Below are 18826 nucleotides of genomic sequence, written 5' to 3'. Positions count from 1 at the left end.
GGGATGGCGGTCAAACCGCAAGCCGGAGATTGCGCCGGATCAGGCCGCGCTGCGCGACATCGGCTGGGGCAGGATCCCGGCGGCAGGCGCGCCGACATAGCTGCCCTGGACCAGAGGCACGCCGAAGCTGCGCAGCCGCTCATAGGCCGCCTCGCTGTCCACACCCGCCGCGACGATGCGCAGGCTGAGGCTCTGCATGCGGCGCACCAGGTCCTCGATCGCGATGCGGCGCGACCAGCTGGAGGCGACACCGGTGATCAGCTCGGGCTCGATCGTCACCATGTGCGGGGCGAACTTGCCGCAGGCGGCCAGACCCGATTCATTCGGCCCGATGCCGTGGAAGGCGACCGTCGGGCCCAGCTTGTTGAACACATGCATGATGTCGGCGAGCTGCGAGCTGGTGATCGCCTGGTAATGGTGCAGCATGAACACCAGCCGCTCGGGCACGATGTTGTACTGGCGGGCGGTGACCAGCGCCGGCTGGATATGCTCGGCCGGGTCGCCGATCGCCGGCGCGCTCATCGGAATGGCCAGGCGGCCGCCCGAATTGGCGAAGCCCGCGGTCGCCGCCCAGCGGATCGCGGCCACGGCGCAGCGGCGATCGACGTCGCAGCGCTGCTCGGCCGAGAGCTGGTCGAAATCCTGCGCGGCAGGCGCGCCGTTGCGCTGCACCTGCGCCTCATAGGCATGGATGCGGCTGCCGGCGATCTCCGCGATGGGCTGGAAGGCGATCGCAAGTCCCGCGCTCGCGCCAGCCGACGCCGTTGCCTCCGGACCCATCATCGAATTCTCCGACTCCACCGACTCGCTCCTTTCCCGTCCTTCCTGATGCAGAATTACGGTTGCCCAGTGCTTTATAGGACGGTCCGTACGACTACGGGGGATTCGCGCGAATCCGTTGGCCGGAAACGAGAAAGCCCCGCGCCGGACGGTCCGGCGCGGGGCTCTCGATTGCTTGCCTTCGAAGCGAAGGATCAGGCCAGCGCGGCCTTCAGATCCTCGACCAGGTCGGTCTTCTCCCAGGGGAAGAAGTCGCCTTCCGGCTTGCGGCCGAAATGGCCGTACGCCGCGGTCTTCGAATAGATCGGCTTGTTGAGCTGCAGGTGCGTGCGGATGCCGCGCGGGGTGAGGCCGCCCAGCTTCTCGATGCCCGCGATCGCCGCTTCGATCTTGTCGTCGCCGACGGTGCCGGTGCCGTGGGTGTCGACATAGAGCGACAGCGGCTTGGACACGCCGATGGCATAGGCCAGCTGGATCGTCACGCGCTTGGCGAGGCCGGCGGCGACGATGTTCTTGGCGAGATAGCGGGTGATGTACGCCGCCGAACGGTCGACCTTGGTCGGGTCCTTGCCCGAGAAGGCGCCGCCGCCGTGCGGAGCCGCGCCGCCATAGGTGTCGACGATGATCTTGCGGCCGGTGACGCCTGCGTCGCCGTCCGGACCACCGATCTCGAACGAGCCGGTCGGGTTGATGTGATACTCGGTGGCGTCCGAAAGCAGGGCGGCCGGGATCACGTCCGCGACGACCTTCTTCACATAGGCCTTGAGCTCGGCTTCCTTGTCGCCTTCGTCATAGCCCTTGCCGTGCTGGGTCGAGACGACGATCGCGGTGGCCGCGACCGGCACGCCATTCTCGAAGCGCAGCGTGACCTGGCTCTTGGCGTCGGGCTCGAGGAACGGCGCGGCGCCCGAATGACGGTCAGCCGCCATGCGCGCGAGGATCTTGTGGCTGTAGTCGAGCGTCGCCGGCATCAGGTCCGGGGTCTCGTCGGTGGCGAAACCGAACATGATGCCCTGGTCGCCCGCGCCTTCGTCCTTGTTGCCCGAAGCGTCCACGCCCTGCGCGATATGCGCCGACTGCGGGTGCAGGTTGTTCTCGAAGCGGAGCGTCTCCCAGTGGAAACCGTCCTGCTCATAGCCGATGCGCTTGACGGTATCGCGGACGGTCTTCTCGACCTCTTCCTGCACGCCCGGGGCCCAGTTGCCCTCGGTGTCCATGATGCCCTTGCCGCGGATCTCGCCGGCAAGGACGACCAGCTGGGTGGTGGTCAGCGTCTCGCAGGCGATGCGGGCCTCGGGGTCCTTCGACAGGAACAGATCGACGATGGCGTCGGAAATCTGGTCGGCGACCTTGTCGGGATGGCCTTCGGAAACCGATTCGGACGTGAAGAGATAATTGGAACGCATGGAAATTCCTCTTGTGGGGAGGAAAGCCGGGCCGTTGCCATGCCCATATAAAGCTTTCCTTATATCAAGCCCCTAGCGGGCGAAGCGCCGGATGGCAATTGCCAAGACTACGGAAGCCAGCGCGGCGATCAGCGCCAGCCAGTTGCCGAGGCGCGAGAACAAGGTCGGCGGCAGCGGCGCAGGCAGCGGCGCCTCGACCGCGCCTTCCTGCCCCGCCGGCACCGTGCCGACCAGCCGGCCATGCGCATCGATGATCGCCGAGACCCCGGTCGGCGTGGCGCGCAGGATCGGCAAGCCCTCCTCGATCGCCCGCAGCCGCGCCTGGGCCAGATGCTGCACCGGCCCCCAGCTGCCGAACCAGGCGTCGTTCGAGGGATTGAACAGGAAGTCGGGGCGGTTGCGCTGGTCGATGATCTCGCCCGAGAAGATGATCTCGTAGCAGACCGCCACCCCAGCCTTGCCGAACCCGTCGACATCGAGCGTTTTCGGGCCCGGGCCGGGGATGAAGTCGACATCGCCCATCACCAGCCGCGCCAGCCCGAGGGGGGCGAGCAAGGTGCGCATCGGCAGATATTCGCCATAGGGCACCAGATGCGCCTTGTCGTAGCGCTGGCCGAGCATCCCCGCCGGATCGACCGTCCACACCGAATTGCCGGCGCCGGTCAGCTTCTCGCCGTCGAAGAACAAGGCGTTGCCGCCCACCATCGCCCGGTCCCTGGCGCCGAGCAGACCGCCGATCCGGCCACGCACCCAGCGCGGATCGCCCTGGCGGTAATAGGCGCGGGGATAGCCGTCCTCGATCAGATAATTGACCATGCCCTCGGGCCATACCACCAGCCGCGGCACGGCACCGGGCGCGCCGCTCCATTCGGCGAGCTTGTTGAGCACGCGCGGCGCATAGTCGGGCTGATCGACGCCCTCCTGGCCGATATTGGGCTGGACGACGCGGACATGGGGACGCGTCATGTCCTCCACCGGCTGGCCCGGATTGAGCGCGAAGCCGCTGACGAGCAGCAGCGCTGCCGTGGCGAGCGACACGCGATACTGGTGCTGGGTGGCGAGATAGAGCGCGCCCGCGACGAACAGCGTCAGTCCGGACAGCGCATAGGTGCCGGCAAAGGCCGCCAGCTGCGCGATCGGCGTCGGCACCCAGATCACCCCCATCGGGTTCCACGGATAGCCGGTGAACAGCGTGCCGCGCAGATATTCGGTGACGATCCAGGCAGCGGCGGCGGCAAGGACGAAGCCGAGGTCTGGCTCGTTCCAGCGCGCCTTGACCAGCCGGGTGAAGCGCCAGGCGAGCCCCATCGCGACCGCTGGGTAGACGGCCAGATAGAGCGCGAGCAGCAGCACGGCGAAATAGCCGAGCACCGGCGGCATCTTGTCCTGGAAATCGAAGGCGTGCTGGATCCAGTTGTTGCCCAGGGTGAAATGGCCGACACCGAACAGCCAGCCGCGCAGCAGCACGCTCTTCGCGCTCGGCGCATGCCAGGTCAGGTGCAGCAGCACCGCCAGGCAGATCAGCGTGACCGGCCACAGATCGAGCGGGGCGAATCCGGTGGCGGAAAGGAAGCCGGCGATCAGCGCGGTGAGCAGGGGGCGGGTGAGCATCGGGTGCGTGCTTAACCGATCCTCCCCCGCTGCGGTAGCTGGAGCCGAAACGCTCCTCTTCGTCACCCCGGCCTTGTGCCGGGGTCCACCGGGAGGCAAGTCATGGACAAGAGGCTCTATCGCCAGTCCGAGAGGCTTGGTGGACCCCGGCACAAGGCCGGGGTGACGGATATGCGGAATGGATCGGGTAGCGAATCCCCCCCGACCACACTACATGGCGCGCCATGACCGAGATCACCGTCGCCGCCCTGCAGCTCGCCTTTTCCGACAATATCGACGCGAACATCGCGAACGTGTCGCGGCTCGTCCGCGAGGCGGCGTCGCGCGGCGCCCAGGTCGTGCTGCCGCCCGAGCTGTTCGAAGGCGAATATTTCTGCCGGGTCGAGGACGAAGGCCTGTTTGCCAATGCCGCGCCGACCGCCGAGCACAAGTCGGTGCGCGCGATGCAGGAGCTGGCGCGCGAGCTGAAGATCCACATCCCGACCAGCTTCTTCGAGATGGACGGCCATCATTACTACAACAGCCTCGCGATGATCGATCCCGACGGCAAGATCGCCGGCGTCTATCGCAAGAGCCACATCCCCGACGGTCCCGGCTACGAGGAGAAGTTCTACTTCCGCCCCGGCAACACCGGGTTCAAGGTGTGGGACGGCCCCGAAAAGGCGACGCTCGGCGTCGGCGTGTGCTGGGACCAATGGTACCCGGAGACTGCCCGCGCGATGATGCTGATGGGCGCCGACATCCTGTTCTACCCTACCGCGATCGGCAGCGAGCCGCATGACGACAGCCTCGACACCGCGCGCCTGTGGCGCCGGGCGATGGTCGGCCATGCCGTGTCGAACGTCGTGCCGATCGTCGCCGCCAACCGCGTCGGCACCGAGCATGGCCAGACCTTCTACGGCACCAGCTTCATCACCGACGAGCGCGGCGACATCCGCGCCGAGCTGGACCGCGAGGAAGAAGGCGTGATCACCGCGACGCTCGACCTGACCCTCGCCAAGCGCCACCGCGCCGCCTTCGGCTTCTTCCGCGACCGCCGTCCGGAGCTGTACGGCCGGCTGGTGCAGGATATCTGATAGCTGATCCCCTGATCTGTTCCCCGGCGAAAGCCGGGGAACAGGAGATATACAGCCGCCTTGTAAAATAGGATTTCGCCTGCTCGGCTCAAGCCGCCGGCATCGCAGCTGGCCGCTCTTTGACGCCGTAGGAAAGATAGGAACTCGACCGCGCAAGGATCTTGCGAGATGGGGTGCGCTCGCGGGAACTGTGTCAACTTTGCCGCCGCGAAAACCCGCTCTAGGCGTGTACTTCGCGTACTTTGACGAGTCGGCGGCGCGACCCGTGTTGGAGCCACGCCCCTACCCTTTCGTGTTGCTTGCGCCGCTTCCCCGCCCGAGTCATCCTCGCCACCTGATCAGGAGCCGTGCAGATGGACGATCCCGAGGTCCCGGAAGACAGCAAGCTCACGCGCTCGAAGCAGCAATGGGCGGAGCAGGGCAAGTTCCTGACCGGCCATATCGCGCGGCCCGAAGAAGAGCGGCTGCCGCCCGGCCAGCACCTGACGGTCAAATGGCCGGTGCTCGATCTCGGCCGCCAGCCCGACATCCCGCGCGAACGCTGGAAGCTCGAAGTGGCCGGCATGGTCGCGCGGCCGGTGACGCTCGACTGGGCCGGGCTGATGGCGCTGCCCCAGACCCGGCTCAGGAGCGACATCCACTGCGTCACCAGCTGGTCGCGCTACGACAATGACTGGCAGGGCGTGCTGACCCGCGACCTGCTCGCCCATGTCGAGCCGCGCGACGAGGCGGCGGCGGTGATGCTCCACGGCTATGACGGCTACACCACCAATGTGCTGCTCGCCGACTTCGCCGTGCCCGATGCGCTGATCGCGCATGGCTGGGCCGGCCAGCCGCTGGCGCGCGACCATGGCGGTCCGGCCCGGCTGGTGATCCCGCACCTCTATTTCTGGAAGAGCGCCAAGTGGATCCGCAAGATCGAGCTGATCGGCGCGGACAAGCCCGGCTTCTGGGAGGTCAACGGCTATCACATGCGCGGCGATCCCTGGGCCGAGCAGCGCTACAGCCGGGATTCCTAGCCCAGCGCTCCCCGGATCTTCGTGGCGGAGGCCCGCGCATCCGGCTATGCGCACGCCCATGCACATCACCGGAAGCTGCCATTGCGGTGCGATCCGCTACGAAGCCGAGGCCGACCCTGCCCGGGTCGCGCTCTGCCATTGCACCGATTGCCAGGTCCTAAGCGGCTCGGCCTGGCGTGCCTCGGTGCGGGTCGACGCCGCCGACTTCCGCGTCACCGGCACGCCCAAGGTCTATGTGAAGACCGCCGACAGCGGCACGCGGCGCGGCCAGGCCTTCTGCGGCGAATGCGGCTCGGGCCTCTATGCCTTCACCCCGGCCGACCCGCGCGTCTATGCGATCCGCCTCGGCTCGGTCGACCAGCGCGCCGACCTGCCGCCGCGCAGCCAGATCTGGTGCGATTCGGCGATCCCCTGGGCGCTCGACGTCAGGGGGCTTCCGGCCTCGCCAGGGCAATAGCCCGCGCCACCACCGCCTCGAGCATCTCGGGGGTCAGCCGGCCGGTATTCTGGTTGTAGCGCGAGCAGTGATAGCTATCGACCAGCCATTGCCCGCGGTGCATGCGATGCTCGGCGCCGTGCGCGAAGCGATGCTTGGGCAGCTTGCCGCCCATCGCCTTCACCGCCGACTGATGCGCGATCTGGCCGAGCGCCAGCACCACCGGTGCCCTAAGCTCGGCCGCCAGGAACGGCCGGCAGGCATGGATCTCGGCGGGCTCGGGCTTGTTCTCGGGCGGCAGGCAGCGCACCGCGTTGAGGATCACCACGCCCTTCGGCTCGCCGCCCTCAGCGAGCCCGAACTTCTCCAGCGTCGCGAACAGCAGTTCGCCCGAGGCGTCGCCGGTAAAGGCGCGGCCGGTGCGGTTGGCCCCATGCTTACCCGGCGCCAGCCCGACGATCGCGATCGGCGCGTCGAGGTCACCGAGCGCGGGCACCGGAGCGTTCCACCAGTCGGGATGGGCGGCGCGCAGCTCGGTACGCAGCGACACGAGACGGGGGCAGAGCGGACAATCATGGCTTGGCGCGGACATGGCCGCGCGATAGGCGCGGGAGCGTGCCGAGGACAAGCTATGCCATCGCGATCGGATCGAACCGCCGGGGCCGCCACGGCTCCCCCGCACAGGAAGTGATGGCGGCGATCCGGGCGCTGGGCGGCGTGACCGCGGCCTCGCCGATCCACCACACCCCGCCGCTCGGCCCCTCCAAGCGCCGCTTCGCCAATGCCGTCACGCTGATCGAGAGCAACGAGGCGCCCCCCGCCCTGCTCCGCCGGCTGAAGGGCATTGAGCACGCCTTCGGGCGCCGGCGCGGGCAGAACTGGGCGGCGCGGGTGATCGATCTCGACATCGTCCTGTGGTCGGGCGGCAGCTGGGGCGAGCCCCGGCTGACCGTGCCCCACCGCCTGTTTCGCCAGCGCGACTTCGTCCTGGCCCCGCTGGTCCAGGTGGCACCCGACTGGCGCGATCCGGTCACCGGGCTTAGCATGCGCCAGCTATACGCGCGGCTGAGGAGGAAGCGATGATCCTGGCGTTGCTGGCACTTGCCCTGGCGGACCCCGACCCGAGTCTGGTCGCCTTTGCCGACGCGTTCGACCAGGCACAGCTGCGGCAGGACCGCGCGGCGATGGAGGCGATGATCGCCGACGATCTGGTCTTTATCGACGGATCGGGGAAGCGGCAGGGAAAGCAGGCGTTCATCGACGGCTGGATGGCGCCGGGCGACCGCTATGACCCGATCGTGCTGGTCGACCGCGTGATCGTCCCGCTCGGCCCCGATGCGGCCGTCGCCAATGCCGAGACGATGCTCAGCGGCACTTCGGGCGGGCAGCGTTTCTCGAGCCGGATCCGCTTCGCCGATACCTTTCGCAGGACGAACGGCCGCTGGCAGGTCGCCCATGTCCAGGTGACGCGGATCGAAGCCCGCCGTTGACCCGCCCGGCCCAGCCGCCTAGGGGCAGGGCCGGTGTGGGTCCGTAGCTCAGTCGGTAGAGCAAGCGACTTTTAATCGAGAGGTCATGGGTTCGAATCCCATCGGACCCACCAAACCCCCGATCCAGGGCGCATCATCCCGGTTCACGGGATTGTCTTCCCCGCAGAAATCCGCCCTTCCCGACCTTCAACGAGGTTCACCTCGGGCTGCCCAAGCTCATTGATCTTGGGGGTAACGCCGGGGGTGCCCAAATCGGGAATGGGGGTACGCATGCCGCTGACGGACAAGCAATGCCAGAAGGCCGCGCCAGGTGAGCGCAACTACAAGCTCGCTGACTCTGGCGGCCTGTACCTGTTCGTTACCCCCAAGGGCGGAAAATCCTGGCGGCTCAAATACCGATTCGGCGGCAAGGAAAAGCTGCTGACCTTCGGCCTCTATCCGGAGGTCCCCCTGCGGGAAGCGCGCGACCGGCGCGATGAAGCGAAACGTCTGCTCCGGGAGCATCGCGACCCGGCGATCGAGGCGCGCAAGATCAGGGCCGCAGCTTACGCCGCCGCCGGCGCGACCTTCAAGGTCGTCGCCGAGCGCTGGTACCAAGCCCAGCTCGGGCGTTGGGCCAAGGTCAACGCGACTAAGATCGCCCAGGCGATGCAGCGCGACGTGTATCCCGAGATCGGCGGGCTCCCCCTCACCGATATCGACGGGCCCGCGGTGCTCGCCGTGCTGCGCAAGGTCGAGCAACGCGGCGCCATCGACACGGCAAAGCGCATCCGCCAGCACATCTCCGCAGTCTTCGGATATGGTATGGCCGAGGGCCTCTGCGCCGCTGACCCCGCCGGCAGGCATCTGCTCAAGGCGATGCTGCCGACGCCGATCGGCGGAAGCCAACCCGGCCTCAGGACCATCGCCGAACTCCGGGAGTTGCACGCGACGATCGACGCATCGACGGGCGGCCCGCTGACCAAGCTCGCGTCGCGGCTGCTGGGCCTCACCTTTGTCCGCCCTGGCCTGATCCCGACCGCGCGATGGGAGGAGTTCGAGGGGATCGACTGGTCTGATCCGACCGGCGCCGGCGATGCCCCGGAGCCGATCTGGCGGATCGCCGCGGACCGGATGAAGCTCGAGCAGGAAAACAAGGCCGACGAGGCATTCGAGCATATCGTGCCGCTCGTACCGCAGGCGGTCGACGTCCTGCGCGCGGTCCACCGGCTATCCGGACGGTTCCCCTACCTCTTCCACAGCGTCCGCTCGACGCACCAGCCCATGAGCGCGAACACGATCGGCTATCGCTACAACCAGTGCGGCTACCGCAATCGTCATGTCCCGCACGGTTGGCGCAGCGCGTTCTCGACCATCATGAACGAGCGCGCCACCGTACTCGGGCTTGAGGGCGACCGGCCCATCATCGATGCGATGCTCTCCCATAAGCCCAGGGGCATCTCTGCGGCCGAGATGGCGTACAACCGCGCCAGGCACATGCCGCGGCGCTGGGAGCTGGCGCGGTGGTGGGCGGATGAGACGATGAAGGGGCTGCCGCCGGCTGGCACCTTGCTGGATGGCTGGGACCGCGCGGGGTGAATCTAGCGGTGGCCTTAAAGGCCCCTGTACGCACCATGGGGGAAAGTCGTATGAAGAGCCCATGGAGTTCTTCACCTATCTGGCGAAGGAAAGCTCAGTGATCTGGCAAGCGCCGATCACATTCCTGATCGCAGTTTTGCTGGCCGGGATGCTGGGCTACAAGCTCGCTGGCTGGCAGTTCATTGCGCGACTCGACACGGTCGGGGAGCGCCTGAAGCTCAAGGACGAGCAGATAGCGGATCGCGAGCGTAAGCTGTCGGAGCTGCGGCAGGCTACCGAGAGCCCGCCCCCGCAGATCGAGGCGCATGGGGACGTCGGGGATGACTACAGCGCCGTCATCCGCCAGCTCACCCAGCTATACATTTTCAGCCATGATGGGCTTTCACCCGCATTACTGGCAGGATTGGAACTGCCGCCGCGCGAATGGATGAATGGCCAGCTTGAAGAGATGGGCAAGGCTTGGCGCATCGGCACAGTGCGGGGGGCTTATGCGGAGATTATTCCGCTCAACTCGCCCACACCCCCTGCCTCGGGCGCGCAGTTCTAGCCGCTCGGGAACCCCATTTACCCCCGCTTTTGCCGCGCTCCGCGACTGGCTTCTACTCCACCAGCCTCACCACGCACTCTTGAAGCGGTAAGGATCGTCGTCAGTCTCAAGCTCGCGCGCGGCTTGCTTGAACTTGTCGAGTTGCGACTCGGCTTTTGCGAGGCTCAGATATCAGATTGTTGATAGGTAAGCCGTTTGCCAACGATACCCGCCACTGCGTTGCGGGCGCGCTGCTTATCATCAACGCCGTTGGCGATGCGATTGTTATACCGGAACTCGAACTCGGCCAGACGGCGGTGCGGGCAAAGGCCGCTGCGTACCAGTAGACGCAGCGCGCGTGATGCCTGTCCTTCATCTCGTCTTACGGAACCTCGAGTAGACAATCAGCACGACCACAAATTCCAGGACGGCAACGCGGCGTATCCCGCCTTTCAGCTCGAGCTGATTAAAAATGAACCCGAGCAGGAAGCCGAAAGCCAACCAGATGGCGACGTTCGGCAACCCGAAATAGGTGAAGATTCGCGGATTGCCGGCTGGTGGCAGTAAGAGTTTCTCTGCCTCCACTGCGGCTACCGCCGCCGCTAATCCGAGGACCAGCGCAATGATGTGATAGGTCGAAATCATTCGCTGCTTCGAGCAGGCGGTCCTTCCCAAAAACCTCAATAGCGTTGCCTTCGGAAGCTCAGATAGCCACCTTTTGGCTGGCCGGCACTCGATCAGCGCTTTCGAGCCTCGGCCAACAGCTGCGCTGAAATCGTCCAATAGACGTCCAGGTCGCTCAGCTCCAGATTGCTCACCTCATCAGCGCCGCCGAGGAAAAGAGGCTGCCTGTAGGCGATACATTGGTCATAGCCTGGCCGAATTCCACCCGTTGCGAGCCACTGCTCGAAGAACGAATACGCCACCGCGGCGTCCGGCTCTTCGACCAGCTCCTGCTCATGGAATGAAACGCGGTCGAGCGGTATCTCAAGCGCTTCACCGGTTCCCGGTTCGAGCAATAGCACGAGCGGCTTGCCGGCGATGATCCTGCCTTCATCCGTCGCGAACTGGCGCCCCAGCCAGTCGGCCCCAAAGCAGCTGATCCGCTCCGCGAATTCCGGGAAAGCCTCCGTCGCGAGAGCCGTGAAATGTGCGACATCTTCCGGGCGATGCAGGCGGTAGGCGCCTTGCAAATAGCTGTCACCTTCCCGGCTTCCGGCGCCCGTGTCCGGCTTTGGCCTTTTCCCCCAACCAAACATGACCACTCCCTCCTTGTAGATACTGATGCACCCACGCACGCCCACTCCCGGCGTGCGAAATATTGTTACACGTGAACCATCGGAATTGAAGGTCGCGTTCGCCGTCAGCCAAATTTGGTCGTACGATTACCTCTCACCGCAACTCGGACGTTTCGTCTCAGAATTTTCGGGCTCCGGGTTCTGCCACAAGTTGGTGCTCATCCTGCCAGATGATGTGGCCCGCAGAAGCCCACGCCGGGACCTTCCTCGTCATCCCCGAACCAGATCCGGCAGAGCTGCCAGCCCGGCTCGGCAGGCACCAGCTGAACAGGCAGGCGCTCGAACGCCTCCCGCACCGGCCCGAACTCCTCGAGCTTCGTGCCGTCGTGAAGCTTGAGCCCCATTACCTCGTTGTCGAACCTGTCCTTGCCTATCGTTACTCGAGCGATAGCGCTGAACGGCACCCATCCGCGCGAGAAATCGTGTCCATCAGGCACATCGCTCTATTGTTACTCCAAAACAACGGAATTGACTCTCGGAGAAGCTTGGAGATGATACCCCAATAATTCGGGGGGATGACTATGAGACAACTATGCCTGATAGGCGCCGCTTTGCTTGCGGTTCCGACGATCGCCAGTGCCCAGACCGCAGCCCAGGCCGTGCCATCGGCTGCTCCTGCTAGTCCGGCCCCGCCAGTTCCTGTCGCCGCGGTCGCCCGGAGCGCGCCGACCGTGGCACTGCCGGCGAATACCGAGATCTTCCTGACATTGAACAGCGAGCTTAGCTCGAAGCGACATGAGGAGGGCGACATGTTCGACCTCACCGTATCGCACGACGTCATGCTCAGTGGCTTCGTCGTAATTCCCAAGGGTACCCTGGCGCGCGGTGAGGTGACCTGGCGCACTGGTCGAGCGGTGTTCGGCAAGTCGGGGAAGATGGACATTGAGCTGCGCTTCATCGATCTCAACGGTCGGCGCATTCCGCTTACCGGGAAGTACCGGCAAGAGGGTGAGGGCAACACGCTGGCAGCAGTCGGTGCCATCGTGCTCACCGCGCCCCTGCTCGTTGTGACCGGAAAGTCAGCTCGCATTCCAGCTGGACGAGAGTTCAAGGCCCATACCGCTGAAGCGTTGCCGGTCGCACTGCCTGAGGGCACGGATCCGGCGATGCCCGCTCCTGTCATGGCCGTGGCCGTGAAGGCGGCGCCAGCCACTCCGGCCAATGAGACGGTCGCGGCAGCGCCACCGGCGCTCACGCCCGCCGTCACGACGAGCGCTGACAAGCCGAAGCATTGAGGATTTGGGGCGGGGCTCGAGTGGCCTCGCCTCTACACCGGTGGACTCCGAGCCAAACATCAGGAACAAAATCAGCCGGAGCAAATTCACAGCGGTTTTTTTGATACAATGTCTAGAGGCAATTGGCGCGCAGTCCTTGCGCTTGTCGGATGGCTAATTTTATGCGGTGCTCAGCCGCCAGCAAAACAGGTTGAGGGCGGCAATCGCACTCGTAATACCATCCCAGCGGCGCAGCCAGCGCCAGCGCTCACACCTAGCCCAGGCCCGAAGTTTACGCCTTACGTAGGCTATGATCCCGATCCCTGCTACCATGCCAAGGACAAGGACGCCGCCGATCTGTGCGCCCAATGGCGCGCCGCCATCGCTGCGGAGAAAGCAGCGCATGAGGCCAGGCGAGCGGGCACTTGGGCAATTGTCGCAACGCTCTTGAGCGGTGCTGCTTTGGCTGCGCTTCTCTGGACCCTTGTCCAAGGAAGGGCCGGCCTAAAAAAGGCGAGAAAAGCCAATATCATCGCACGCGATACTGCTCGCCGGCAGCTACGGGCCTATCTCGCGATAGATATTGTTGGGTTCAGTGGCCTGCCGAAGTCTGAGAAGCCAACCTACAGTTGCGTCCTACGAAATTGCGGTCAAACTCCTGCACGAAACGTCAAAGGCGAGATTCACGCCTATTTTGATGATTGGGACCACGCTCCCCAATTGCCCGATATCAACAGCGTTCTTAGTAGGCCCGGGCAGACGCTTGGACCCGATCGAACATTGGGGGCTTTTCGACGCAGCCTAACACTCTCCCCAGCCGATAAGGCGCGCTGGCTCAAGAACGAGATCACGCTCTATCTCGTGGTGAGGCACGTTTACGAGGACGTGTTCGGCAAGCGACACCGACTGGATCAAATGTACAAAGCTCGTCCCCGCGACGGCGGAGACGCGATGGATGCCATCTGCGACGCTGAGCGCCAGATGGACGAAAATGATTCTTTGGATCAACCGCCGTCCGCTGATGAAGCGGCGCTATGAAAGTTGGCACTGTAATACGGTAAACCTAGGCGCTGGTCGGCTTCGGCGCAGCAGGCACGAGCCCCACGGGCACCTCAGGTGCCGGCGCCTGAGGCGCGGGCGCGGGCGGCGAGAGGGGCTTCCGAATCCACGTCGGATCAGGCGTCCCCAAAGGCACTGCTCGAAACGAAAAGCGGAAGTCCTCGCCGTTCCAATGAACGACCATCTCCACCGGGGTCGGCATCTTCGAGAATACCGCCTTCGTGATAATCACCTGGCCGCCGTAACCTTCGCTGGGTCCGACCGTCGTGCGTTGAACAACTCGGTCCCCCAACTCGCCAAGGGTTCGATCCAAACGATCCCGCATCATCTTGATGCTGTAGGCTGTCCCAGCGGCGATAGCCGCAGCTTCAATCTGCCCCGCGGTGCTAGGAGTGCTGTAATCGAAGCGATAACTGCCACGGGGAGTTCGATAGGTGCTGGTGTAATGATCACGCTGACTGGCAGCACCCGCAACAGCGAATCCCCCAAGCAGCGCCATGCCGACCTGTGACCACCTGGCCCGGCTTTCCGCCTTCGCCTGGACCTCTTGGAGGCTCATCGCGCGCTGGGGCTTGCCGCCGACCGAAACCTCAACGTTCTCGACGTCAAAATCGGCTTCGATATCACTCGAGTTGTACACCGCGACTGCGAAGACCATGCTTCCATGGTCGAAGAGGAGTCGGCGGACCTGCACGGAACCGCGCGCCCCCTTGAGGTCTAGGGTGGGGAAGCCCCTGTCCCAACGCAGTGTTTCCTCGCCTCGCTGAACTGGCTGTATCTCAACTCGCGGCGCTGCCTGAGCGGGCATCGCCAGCGAAAAGCTGGCAAGCGCCAGCGACCATTTTCCTATCGCTTTCATTGCACCCCCTTGACTCGTCTTTGCGCCCCGAGCCCCTTGCAAATTTCATCTCAGGCCAGGGCAAATGTCAACGTGGAGGATTGTGCAGTAGTACCGGTGATGTATTTTTCTCCGATCGACTCGGGGGAGGACAGATCATGGGTGACTATCAAGTAGGCTGCATCATTCCAGATGGACGCGATGCAGATAGAAGGATTGATAGTCTAGGCGGCCCCAACTTCAAGACAGCGCCGATTGATGACGTTATCCGCTGGATCGAGGAAGGGCATACCTTCTGGGTCAGCGTGCGAGGCTACCGTGTTAACGTGCTTGTCAGACAGCACTCCAACGGCAGGAAGTACCTTACTACGGAAGGGGACAGCTTTCCGCCGAATAACCTTTTGAACTTGCCACACTGCTAGTCATCACATCGAACGGCGCGGTGCAGCTTTTCGGGTCTTTCGCCCAATGCAAAGACTGCTGGGCGGCGCATAAGCCCGGCACGTTCGAGCGGGTCAGGGTAAGCTGCAAGCCTGCCGTCGATGCGGTGAAGCCCAACATCATGGTTCCGTAGCGGTATCTAAATCCACCCAGGCCAGATTCGTCAACGATACGGAGGGGAGAATGATAAAGGTAGGTATCGCGCTGTTAGCGCTCGGGACGTCGCTGGGCGCCTATAAGCCCGACTGCTTGGGTCGCACGTTCGCCACGGTCGCCGAGGCTCGGCAATCGGGGTGCTGTTCGCATCATGGGGGCGTCTGCGGGTGCTCTGGCGGCCGTAAAACCTGCTGTGACGGAACGCTCAGCCCGTCTTGTCGCTGCTGATGACAAAGAAGCCACATCACGCCAAACTAAACCGGCGCCGCGGGGCTCACCCTACCCCTCCCAAAACATCGGCGACCGCAGCCACCGCTGCAGGTCGCTCTCGTACCAGGCGACGACATTCGCGCTGATCTTATGCCGGCGCGGGAACTCGCCCCGCAGCTCCTTGCGGCGGATGGTCGCCTTCGACAGGCCGGTTCGCTGGATAACCTGCGGAAGCCGGACGAAGGCGTCGGAATTCGGCGTTTGCGCGGACATCATGCAGCCTCCCTGGGCTTGAACTCGACCACCGTCCGCGCTCCTCCGGTCGGGCCGTCGGAAGCATCCCGCCAAGAGCCACAGAAGCGGCTCTCGTGCGTCTCGGGGTAGAGGGTCACCGGGAAGGCCGCGTTGCCCTGCACGACCACCGGGGGATTGAGGTGACAGACGCCGACCACCTCCGAGGCGGACGGATCCCGCAGGGCATTGGCCAGCTTCGGTGCCGACCTCTTCCACCAGGCGCACGCAGCGCAGGTTCGCGGGTCAGGCATTGGCAGCACCTTCAGCCTCACGCCGCCGAGCCTGCTCACGAGCAACATAGTGGTCGAGCAGGTGCGCGGGGTTGTGGAATGTGCCGCCATCCCCCCAGGACGAAGCGGACTCGACCGCCCCATCCGGCCGCTGGACGAAGATGCCCATTGCTGGGTCGGCGAGCCCGTCATTGATGCCGCAGGGCGTGACCGGACGGATTTCTCCGTCGACACAATATGCCCAGGCAATGATCGGCGTGAGACGCATGCCGGGCTCACCCTCGACCCAGATGTCACACAGTTTCCATCCCGGCTCGGCTTGGATGAGCTGCGTCGGCAGCCTCCAGAGCCCCTCCCATATCGGGCCGAAGTTTTTCAACTCAGTGCCATCGGTAAGAATGAAATCAGCCACCTCGGTGCCGTACTGATTAGTCGACGGCTTGGCGCGGGCGATCGAGCTGAACGGCACCCAGCCGCGACTGGCGTCGAAAACACCTAGCATGTCAGGGAACTCCTACAGCGGCACCGCGGCGCTGAACTCGCCGCAGTGCTGGTCAGGGTGGACAAGGGGAAAGACCGAGAACCCCTCGGGGGTGGACTCAGCCCAGGTGACGCTCTCGATCCGGGGCGGATGCCGCCGGCACACGCCCGTCCAACGGGGCCCCTTGAGATCGCCGGGCTCAGCCGAGGCGTCGATGACGCCCCGGCTGAGGAAGTGCTGGCAGGTAGAGCAGGTCATATCCGCTCACCTCCAGGGCCGGTGCTGACGACCCGGGCCACTTCCTGTGCAATGACGAAGGCGCTTCCCGGATTTGCCCGGGAGAGCCGCCGGGCTTCCGCCTCTGCCTCTGCGAACGTGCCGTGCTGGCGGCGCGGCCGAACAGGCTCTGCCTTGCTGATGCGGAAGCCGCCATGGCCGCGCGGCTCGTCAAGCTGCGCGCGCAATATCCCGGCGCGCGCATCCGCGGCCATCGCGACTGGCCGAACGTGGCCAAGGCCTGCCCGAGCTTCGACGTGACGGCCGAGCTGAAGCGGATCGGGCTCTAGCCCTTCTCTGACACCGCGCCGCGCGGTTCCGCGGCAACCCAAGGAGACGATCATGAAGAGGTTCTTCCTCGCGCTCGCCCTCGTGGCGAGCCTTTCGGCGTGCGCTTCGTTCGAGGTGCGGCCGCCCACCGAGGCGAGCATCGCCAAGGCGGCGGACCGCGCAGCCAGCATAGAGAATGGCTATGCCGTCGTGGCGGAAATGACAGCCTTTAGCGTCGGCGCGTTCGACCCGGCGACCCGCGCCAAACTCGCCGATGGCGACCGCCTGGCCTTCGGCGTACTCGCCGCGGGTCGCAGTACCTATCCGGCGGCAACCGCGATGGCGCCGGCGGACACGGCGCGGGTGACGTTGGCGATTGAGCGGAGCGATGCTGCCCATACGTCGTTGCAACGAGCCCTCGGCTCATCCCCATTATTTGCAGGTCTTGAGATACCGCTGCACGTCGCGCTCAATGGAAGCGCATGACAGCGCCAAGTGTGACTTCCGGTAGAGCGGGTTCGCCCCTTCGACCGTCTCGCAGAAATGTACCAGCGCGCGTCGGCCGACGACCGGCAGGAGCATTCGGCACGCCAGCTTCTCGCAAGTCGTCAACGGCCTCCCTGGGCCTTCGGCGATGCTCTCACGCAGGATGGCTAGTGCGTGCTGTAGCGCTCGAGGATCGTTGTAGTCCACAGGCTGAACATAAAGGGAACAAGCATGATTCGGCTAGTACCTGCACCAGAATGCATGGGGGCAGCAGCCTCTGGTGTATGGTCGCGGTGATCGCCCTAGCCGTTCCCGGCGGGACTGGCCTCCTGAACGTCGTGTTTGGGGCGGAAGCCGCCCGGCGGCTTCTAAATCAACCCGGCGATGCCTGAACGGCGGAGAAGGGGTGATTCTTCCTGGCCGCTATCGGCAAGCGGTCCGGCGGAAGCGGTCGTTTAGCGGAGTTCCGGGATCCGGCGGCAATGGCGTCGGAAATCCTGCGGAAGCCGCAGGAGGCGAGAATTGCCCGAGATTGCGTTCAGCCTCGGAGGCCGTGGCCCCGCGAACACCGAGCATGTTGAGGAGACTGTCCAATCACCAGCCATCATAGCTCACTTCGCCGAGCGATCCGGCGCTGGCGCGCGTCATTCCACAGCGTCCAGACACACACGCTGACAAGCAGTGCGATTACTGCGGCCAGAATGCAGGTAATGAAAAGGTACAGTTCGATGGGTAATTCCAGCGCCTGGAGTTCTTGCACTCGGTCTGGCAAGGGCGATTCAGATCACCCGATACCGGCACCGGCCTCTCGAAGGAGGTGGCGGTTTCCCACCATCCTCCCTGTGAGATGCCTAGCTTTATCGGCAGCGAACGCCGTCCCGCTCGATCGCTCGACCTGCAAACGCACCGCCGGCAGCGCCGACCAATGTTCCCAGGACCTGACTGTCGCCGCGCACGAGGGTATTGCCGAGCAGTCCGCCGGCGGCGGCGCCGATGATCAGCCCCGTCGTGCCATCCGAACGACGGCAATAATAGCGCCCGTTCTGGCCGCGATAGATGCGGTCGTTCGCGGCAAGCGTCCGGGTACGATAGTAGTTGCCGCTGCGATAGTAGCGCCCAGCGTCATAGCGGTTCATTCCGGGTTCGCGGCGATCCCAGTCATAATTGGCGTATCTGCGCCAGCCGCGATTGGCCTGTCGCGCGTTGCGATTGGCTTCCGCGAGGTTGCGTGCATACGCACGCTGGGCCTTGCGACCCTCGCGTGAATTGTCGGCATCGCGGTCCCCATGATATTCCTGATCGGCCGCGCGGAGGTCCCCGCGCTGTTCGTTTCGAGGTTGATTGGGCTGTGCCAGCGCGGGCCAGGAGGGAGCCGCGACGACCAATATGGCGACCGCAAGATATATGTTTTTCATGATCTCTGTTCCTAACTACGGATATAATCAGGTACTGAACGGCTCGCCCTGCGTAAAAGCCCAAAATAAAATCAAATATAATTTGCAAATTTTATTTTACGATCGCCAATAATTATCATTGGCGTTATTCGAGTATGCTAGAATACATCCTCCAGCGCCCGCCGAATGCGCGCTTCGTGTCGCCGAGGACGAACCGCCCTTTGACCAATAAGTCCGCCGTAGTTCCCGCCGAGGCG

The 18826-nt window shown here is 64.6% G+C and carries 25 protein-coding genes, 1 tRNA gene and 1 pseudogene; 14 read left to right on the top strand and 13 right to left on the bottom strand.

Annotated elements, in window-relative coordinates; genetic code table 11:
• Positions 1-39: 39 nt before the first annotated feature.
• From J2W22_RS06385 to lnt, 3 genes are all read right to left on the bottom strand, one after another.
• A complete protein-coding gene (locus J2W22_RS06385) occupies positions 40-801 on the bottom strand; it encodes an EAL domain-containing protein (RefSeq protein ID WP_307117411.1) in 762 nt (253 codons plus the stop codon).
• Positions 802-974: 173 nt separating this feature from the next.
• Positions 975-2186, bottom strand: coding sequence for a methionine adenosyltransferase (gene metK / locus J2W22_RS06380; RefSeq protein WP_307117410.1), 1212 nt, complete (start codon positions 2184-2186; stop codon positions 975-977).
• 72 nt (positions 2187-2258) lie between these two features.
• A complete protein-coding gene (gene lnt, locus J2W22_RS06375) occupies positions 2259-3797 on the bottom strand; it encodes an apolipoprotein N-acyltransferase (RefSeq protein ID WP_307117409.1) in 1539 nt (512 codons plus the stop codon).
• Between the two features lie 224 nt (positions 3798-4021).
• Between lnt and aguB the strand changes: the two genes are divergently transcribed.
• The 3 genes from aguB to J2W22_RS06360 all read left to right on the top strand — a co-directional run bounded on the left by aguB (position 4022) and on the right by J2W22_RS06360 (position 6349).
• A complete protein-coding gene (aguB, locus tag J2W22_RS06370) occupies positions 4022-4873 on the top strand; it encodes an N-carbamoylputrescine amidase (protein WP_307117408.1) in 852 nt (283 codons plus the stop codon).
• 353 nt (positions 4874-5226) lie between these two features.
• Positions 5227-5892 carry a sulfite oxidase-like oxidoreductase gene (locus J2W22_RS06365; protein WP_307117407.1) on the top strand — a complete coding sequence of 222 codons (666 nt, stop codon included), beginning with the start codon at positions 5227-5229 and terminating at the stop codon, positions 5890-5892.
• A gap of 58 nt (positions 5893-5950) precedes the next feature.
• Entirely contained in the window at positions 5951-6349 is a 399-nt protein-coding gene (locus J2W22_RS06360; protein WP_307117406.1) for a GFA family protein, read from the top strand.
• Here the strand turns inward: J2W22_RS06360 and J2W22_RS06355 are convergent.
• The gene (locus J2W22_RS06355) at positions 6318-6920 is read right to left on the bottom strand and encodes a uracil-DNA glycosylase (RefSeq protein ID WP_307117405.1); all 603 of its coding nucleotides are present in this window, start codon (positions 6918-6920) and stop codon (positions 6318-6320) included. The genes J2W22_RS06360 and J2W22_RS06355 overlap by 32 nt on opposite strands.
• A gap of 23 nt (positions 6921-6943) precedes the next feature.
• On the opposite strand from J2W22_RS06355, the gene folK reads away from it, so the two are divergent.
• The 5 genes from folK (at position 6944) to J2W22_RS06330 (ending at position 9943) form a co-directional block, all read left to right on the top strand.
• Complete coding sequence (gene folK, locus J2W22_RS06350) at positions 6944-7411, top strand: 2-amino-4-hydroxy-6-hydroxymethyldihydropteridine diphosphokinase (RefSeq protein ID WP_307117404.1); 468 nt, start codon at positions 6944-6946, stop codon at positions 7409-7411.
• Positions 7408-7818 carry a nuclear transport factor 2 family protein gene (locus tag J2W22_RS06345; RefSeq protein ID WP_307117403.1) on the top strand — a complete coding sequence of 137 codons (411 nt, stop codon included), beginning with the start codon at positions 7408-7410 and terminating at the stop codon, positions 7816-7818. The genes folK and J2W22_RS06345 overlap by 4 nt, the downstream gene beginning before the upstream one ends.
• 37 nt (positions 7819-7855) lie before the next feature.
• Positions 7856-7931, top strand: a tRNA-Lys gene (locus J2W22_RS06340).
• A 157-nt stretch (positions 7932-8088) separates the two neighbouring features.
• Complete coding sequence (locus tag J2W22_RS06335; RefSeq protein ID WP_307117402.1) at positions 8089-9396, top strand: tyrosine-type recombinase/integrase; 1308 nt, start codon at positions 8089-8091, stop codon at positions 9394-9396.
• A 61-nt stretch (positions 9397-9457) separates the two neighbouring features.
• Positions 9458-9943, top strand: a complete 486-nt coding sequence (locus J2W22_RS06330) for a hypothetical protein (protein WP_307117401.1) — start codon at positions 9458-9460, stop codon at positions 9941-9943.
• Positions 9944-10107: 164 nt separating this feature from the next.
• On the opposite strand, the pseudogene J2W22_RS06325 reads toward J2W22_RS06330, so the two are convergent.
• The 4 genes and pseudogenes from J2W22_RS06325 to J2W22_RS06310 form a co-directional block, all read right to left on the bottom strand.
• Positions 10108-10242 (bottom strand): annotated as a pseudogene (locus J2W22_RS06325) (IS1595 family transposase); the annotation flags it as partial.
• Between the two features lie 52 nt (positions 10243-10294).
• Complete coding sequence (locus tag J2W22_RS06320) at positions 10295-10567, bottom strand: hypothetical protein (RefSeq protein ID WP_307117400.1); 273 nt, start codon at positions 10565-10567, stop codon at positions 10295-10297.
• A gap of 92 nt (positions 10568-10659) precedes the next feature.
• A complete protein-coding gene (locus tag J2W22_RS06315) occupies positions 10660-11181 on the bottom strand; it encodes a T6SS immunity protein Tdi1 domain-containing protein (protein WP_307117399.1) in 522 nt (173 codons plus the stop codon).
• Positions 11182-11378: 197 nt separating this feature from the next.
• On the bottom strand, positions 11379-11564 hold the full coding sequence (locus J2W22_RS06310) for a hypothetical protein (protein ID WP_307117398.1): 186 nt from the start codon (positions 11562-11564) through the stop codon (positions 11379-11381).
• Between the two features lie 405 nt (positions 11565-11969).
• On the opposite strand from J2W22_RS06310, the gene J2W22_RS06305 reads away from it, so the two are divergent.
• The 3 genes from J2W22_RS06305 to J2W22_RS06300 all read left to right on the top strand — a co-directional run bounded on the left by J2W22_RS06305 (position 11970) and on the right by J2W22_RS06300 (position 13472).
• On the top strand, positions 11970-12455 hold the full coding sequence (locus tag J2W22_RS06305; RefSeq protein WP_307117397.1) for a hypothetical protein: 486 nt from the start codon (positions 11970-11972) through the stop codon (positions 12453-12455).
• A complete protein-coding gene (locus tag J2W22_RS23475) occupies positions 12382-12612 on the top strand; it encodes a DUF6471 domain-containing protein (RefSeq protein WP_373422943.1) in 231 nt (76 codons plus the stop codon). Before J2W22_RS06305 ends, J2W22_RS23475 begins: the two co-directional genes overlap by 74 nt.
• 284 nt (positions 12613-12896) lie before the next feature.
• Entirely contained in the window at positions 12897-13472 is a 576-nt protein-coding gene (locus J2W22_RS06300; RefSeq protein WP_307117396.1) for a hypothetical protein, read from the top strand.
• A gap of 25 nt (positions 13473-13497) precedes the next feature.
• Here the strand turns inward: J2W22_RS06300 and J2W22_RS06295 are convergent, their stop codons facing one another.
• Entirely contained in the window at positions 13498-14352 is an 855-nt protein-coding gene (locus J2W22_RS06295) for a hypothetical protein (RefSeq protein WP_307117395.1), read from the bottom strand.
• A 137-nt stretch (positions 14353-14489) separates the two neighbouring features.
• On the opposite strand from J2W22_RS06295, the gene J2W22_RS06290 reads away from it, so the two are divergent.
• A complete protein-coding gene (locus J2W22_RS06290; RefSeq protein WP_307117394.1) occupies positions 14490-14753 on the top strand; it encodes a DUF3892 domain-containing protein in 264 nt (87 codons plus the stop codon).
• Between the two features lie 454 nt (positions 14754-15207).
• On the opposite strand, the gene J2W22_RS06285 is transcribed toward J2W22_RS06290, so the two are convergent.
• Genes J2W22_RS06285 through J2W22_RS06275 form a run of 3 tightly spaced genes read right to left on the bottom strand, consistent with a single transcriptional unit; the run spans position 15208 to position 16164 of the window.
• Positions 15208-15414, bottom strand: a complete 207-nt coding sequence (locus J2W22_RS06285) for a helix-turn-helix transcriptional regulator (RefSeq protein ID WP_307117393.1) — start codon at positions 15412-15414, stop codon at positions 15208-15210.
• The gene (locus J2W22_RS06280) at positions 15411-15683 is read right to left on the bottom strand and encodes a hypothetical protein (protein ID WP_307117392.1); all 273 of its coding nucleotides are present in this window, start codon (positions 15681-15683) and stop codon (positions 15411-15413) included. Before J2W22_RS06280 ends, J2W22_RS06285 begins: the two co-directional genes overlap by 4 nt.
• On the bottom strand, positions 15676-16164 hold the full coding sequence (locus J2W22_RS06275) for a hypothetical protein (protein ID WP_307117391.1): 489 nt from the start codon (positions 16162-16164) through the stop codon (positions 15676-15678). The genes J2W22_RS06280 and J2W22_RS06275 overlap by 8 nt, the downstream gene beginning before the upstream one ends.
• A 410-nt stretch (positions 16165-16574) precedes the next feature.
• Between J2W22_RS06275 and J2W22_RS06270 the strand changes: the two genes are divergently transcribed.
• Positions 16575-16709 (top strand): hypothetical protein, encoded by a 135-nt coding sequence (locus J2W22_RS06270; RefSeq protein WP_307117390.1) that lies wholly within the window; start codon positions 16575-16577, stop codon positions 16707-16709.
• A gap of 52 nt (positions 16710-16761) precedes the next feature.
• Positions 16762-17175 (top strand): hypothetical protein, encoded by a 414-nt coding sequence (locus tag J2W22_RS06265; protein ID WP_307117389.1) that lies wholly within the window; start codon positions 16762-16764, stop codon positions 17173-17175.
• Between the two features lie 857 nt (positions 17176-18032).
• Here the strand turns inward: J2W22_RS06265 and J2W22_RS06260 are convergent.
• A complete protein-coding gene (locus J2W22_RS06260; RefSeq protein ID WP_307117388.1) occupies positions 18033-18590 on the bottom strand; it encodes a glycine zipper 2TM domain-containing protein in 558 nt (185 codons plus the stop codon).
• Positions 18591-18826 lie beyond the last annotated feature (236 nt).

It is taken from the genome of Sphingomonas kyeonggiensis, assembly GCF_030812785.1.
Taxonomy (GTDB): domain Bacteria; phylum Pseudomonadota; class Alphaproteobacteria; order Sphingomonadales; family Sphingomonadaceae; genus Sphingomonas; species Sphingomonas kyeonggiensis_B.
The sequence above is the reverse complement of the archived record's forward strand: the minus strand, read 5'-3'. Positions and strand labels throughout refer to the sequence as shown.

Coding starts and splice junctions, on each gene's coding strand:
- metK (WP_307117410.1), bottom strand. CDS start 2,186: ATGCGTTCCAATTATCTCTTCACGTCCGAATCGGTTTCCGAAGGCCAT.
- lnt (WP_307117409.1), bottom strand. CDS start 3,797: ATGCTCACCCGCCCCCTGCTCACCGCGCTGATCGCCGGCTTCCTTTCC.
- aguB (WP_307117408.1), top strand. CDS start 4,022: ATGACCGAGATCACCGTCGCCGCCCTGCAGCTCGCCTTTTCCGACAAT.
- J2W22_RS06365 (WP_307117407.1), top strand. CDS start 5,227: ATGGACGATCCCGAGGTCCCGGAAGACAGCAAGCTCACGCGCTCGAAG.
- J2W22_RS06360 (WP_307117406.1), top strand. CDS start 5,951: ATGCACATCACCGGAAGCTGCCATTGCGGTGCGATCCGCTACGAAGCC.
- J2W22_RS06355 (WP_307117405.1), bottom strand. CDS start 6,920: ATGTCCGCGCCAAGCCATGATTGTCCGCTCTGCCCCCGTCTCGTGTCG.
- J2W22_RS06345 (WP_307117403.1), top strand. CDS start 7,408: ATGATCCTGGCGTTGCTGGCACTTGCCCTGGCGGACCCCGACCCGAGT.
- J2W22_RS06335 (WP_307117402.1), top strand. CDS start 8,089: ATGCCGCTGACGGACAAGCAATGCCAGAAGGCCGCGCCAGGTGAGCGC.
- J2W22_RS06330 (WP_307117401.1), top strand. CDS start 9,458: ATGGAGTTCTTCACCTATCTGGCGAAGGAAAGCTCAGTGATCTGGCAA.
- J2W22_RS06320 (WP_307117400.1), bottom strand. CDS start 10,567: ATGATTTCGACCTATCACATCATTGCGCTGGTCCTCGGATTAGCGGCG.
- J2W22_RS06315 (WP_307117399.1), bottom strand. CDS start 11,181: ATGTTTGGTTGGGGGAAAAGGCCAAAGCCGGACACGGGCGCCGGAAGC.
- J2W22_RS06310 (WP_307117398.1), bottom strand. CDS start 11,564: ATGGGGCTCAAGCTTCACGACGGCACGAAGCTCGAGGAGTTCGGGCCG.
- J2W22_RS06305 (WP_307117397.1), top strand. CDS start 11,970: ATGTTCGACCTCACCGTATCGCACGACGTCATGCTCAGTGGCTTCGTC.
- J2W22_RS23475 (WP_373422943.1), top strand. CDS start 12,382: ATGAGACGGTCGCGGCAGCGCCACCGGCGCTCACGCCCGCCGTCACGA.
- J2W22_RS06295 (WP_307117395.1), bottom strand. CDS start 14,352: ATGAAAGCGATAGGAAAATGGTCGCTGGCGCTTGCCAGCTTTTCGCTG.
- J2W22_RS06290 (WP_307117394.1), top strand. CDS start 14,490: ATGGGTGACTATCAAGTAGGCTGCATCATTCCAGATGGACGCGATGCA.
- J2W22_RS06285 (WP_307117393.1), bottom strand. CDS start 15,414: ATGATGTCCGCGCAAACGCCGAATTCCGACGCCTTCGTCCGGCTTCCG.
- J2W22_RS06280 (WP_307117392.1), bottom strand. CDS start 15,683: ATGCCTGACCCGCGAACCTGCGCTGCGTGCGCCTGGTGGAAGAGGTCG.
- J2W22_RS06275 (WP_307117391.1), bottom strand. CDS start 16,164: ATGCTAGGTGTTTTCGACGCCAGTCGCGGCTGGGTGCCGTTCAGCTCG.
- J2W22_RS06270 (WP_307117390.1), top strand. CDS start 16,575: ATGGCCGCGCGGCTCGTCAAGCTGCGCGCGCAATATCCCGGCGCGCGC.
- J2W22_RS06265 (WP_307117389.1), top strand. CDS start 16,762: ATGAAGAGGTTCTTCCTCGCGCTCGCCCTCGTGGCGAGCCTTTCGGCG.
- J2W22_RS06260 (WP_307117388.1), bottom strand. CDS start 18,590: ATGAAAAACATATATCTTGCGGTCGCCATATTGGTCGTCGCGGCTCCC.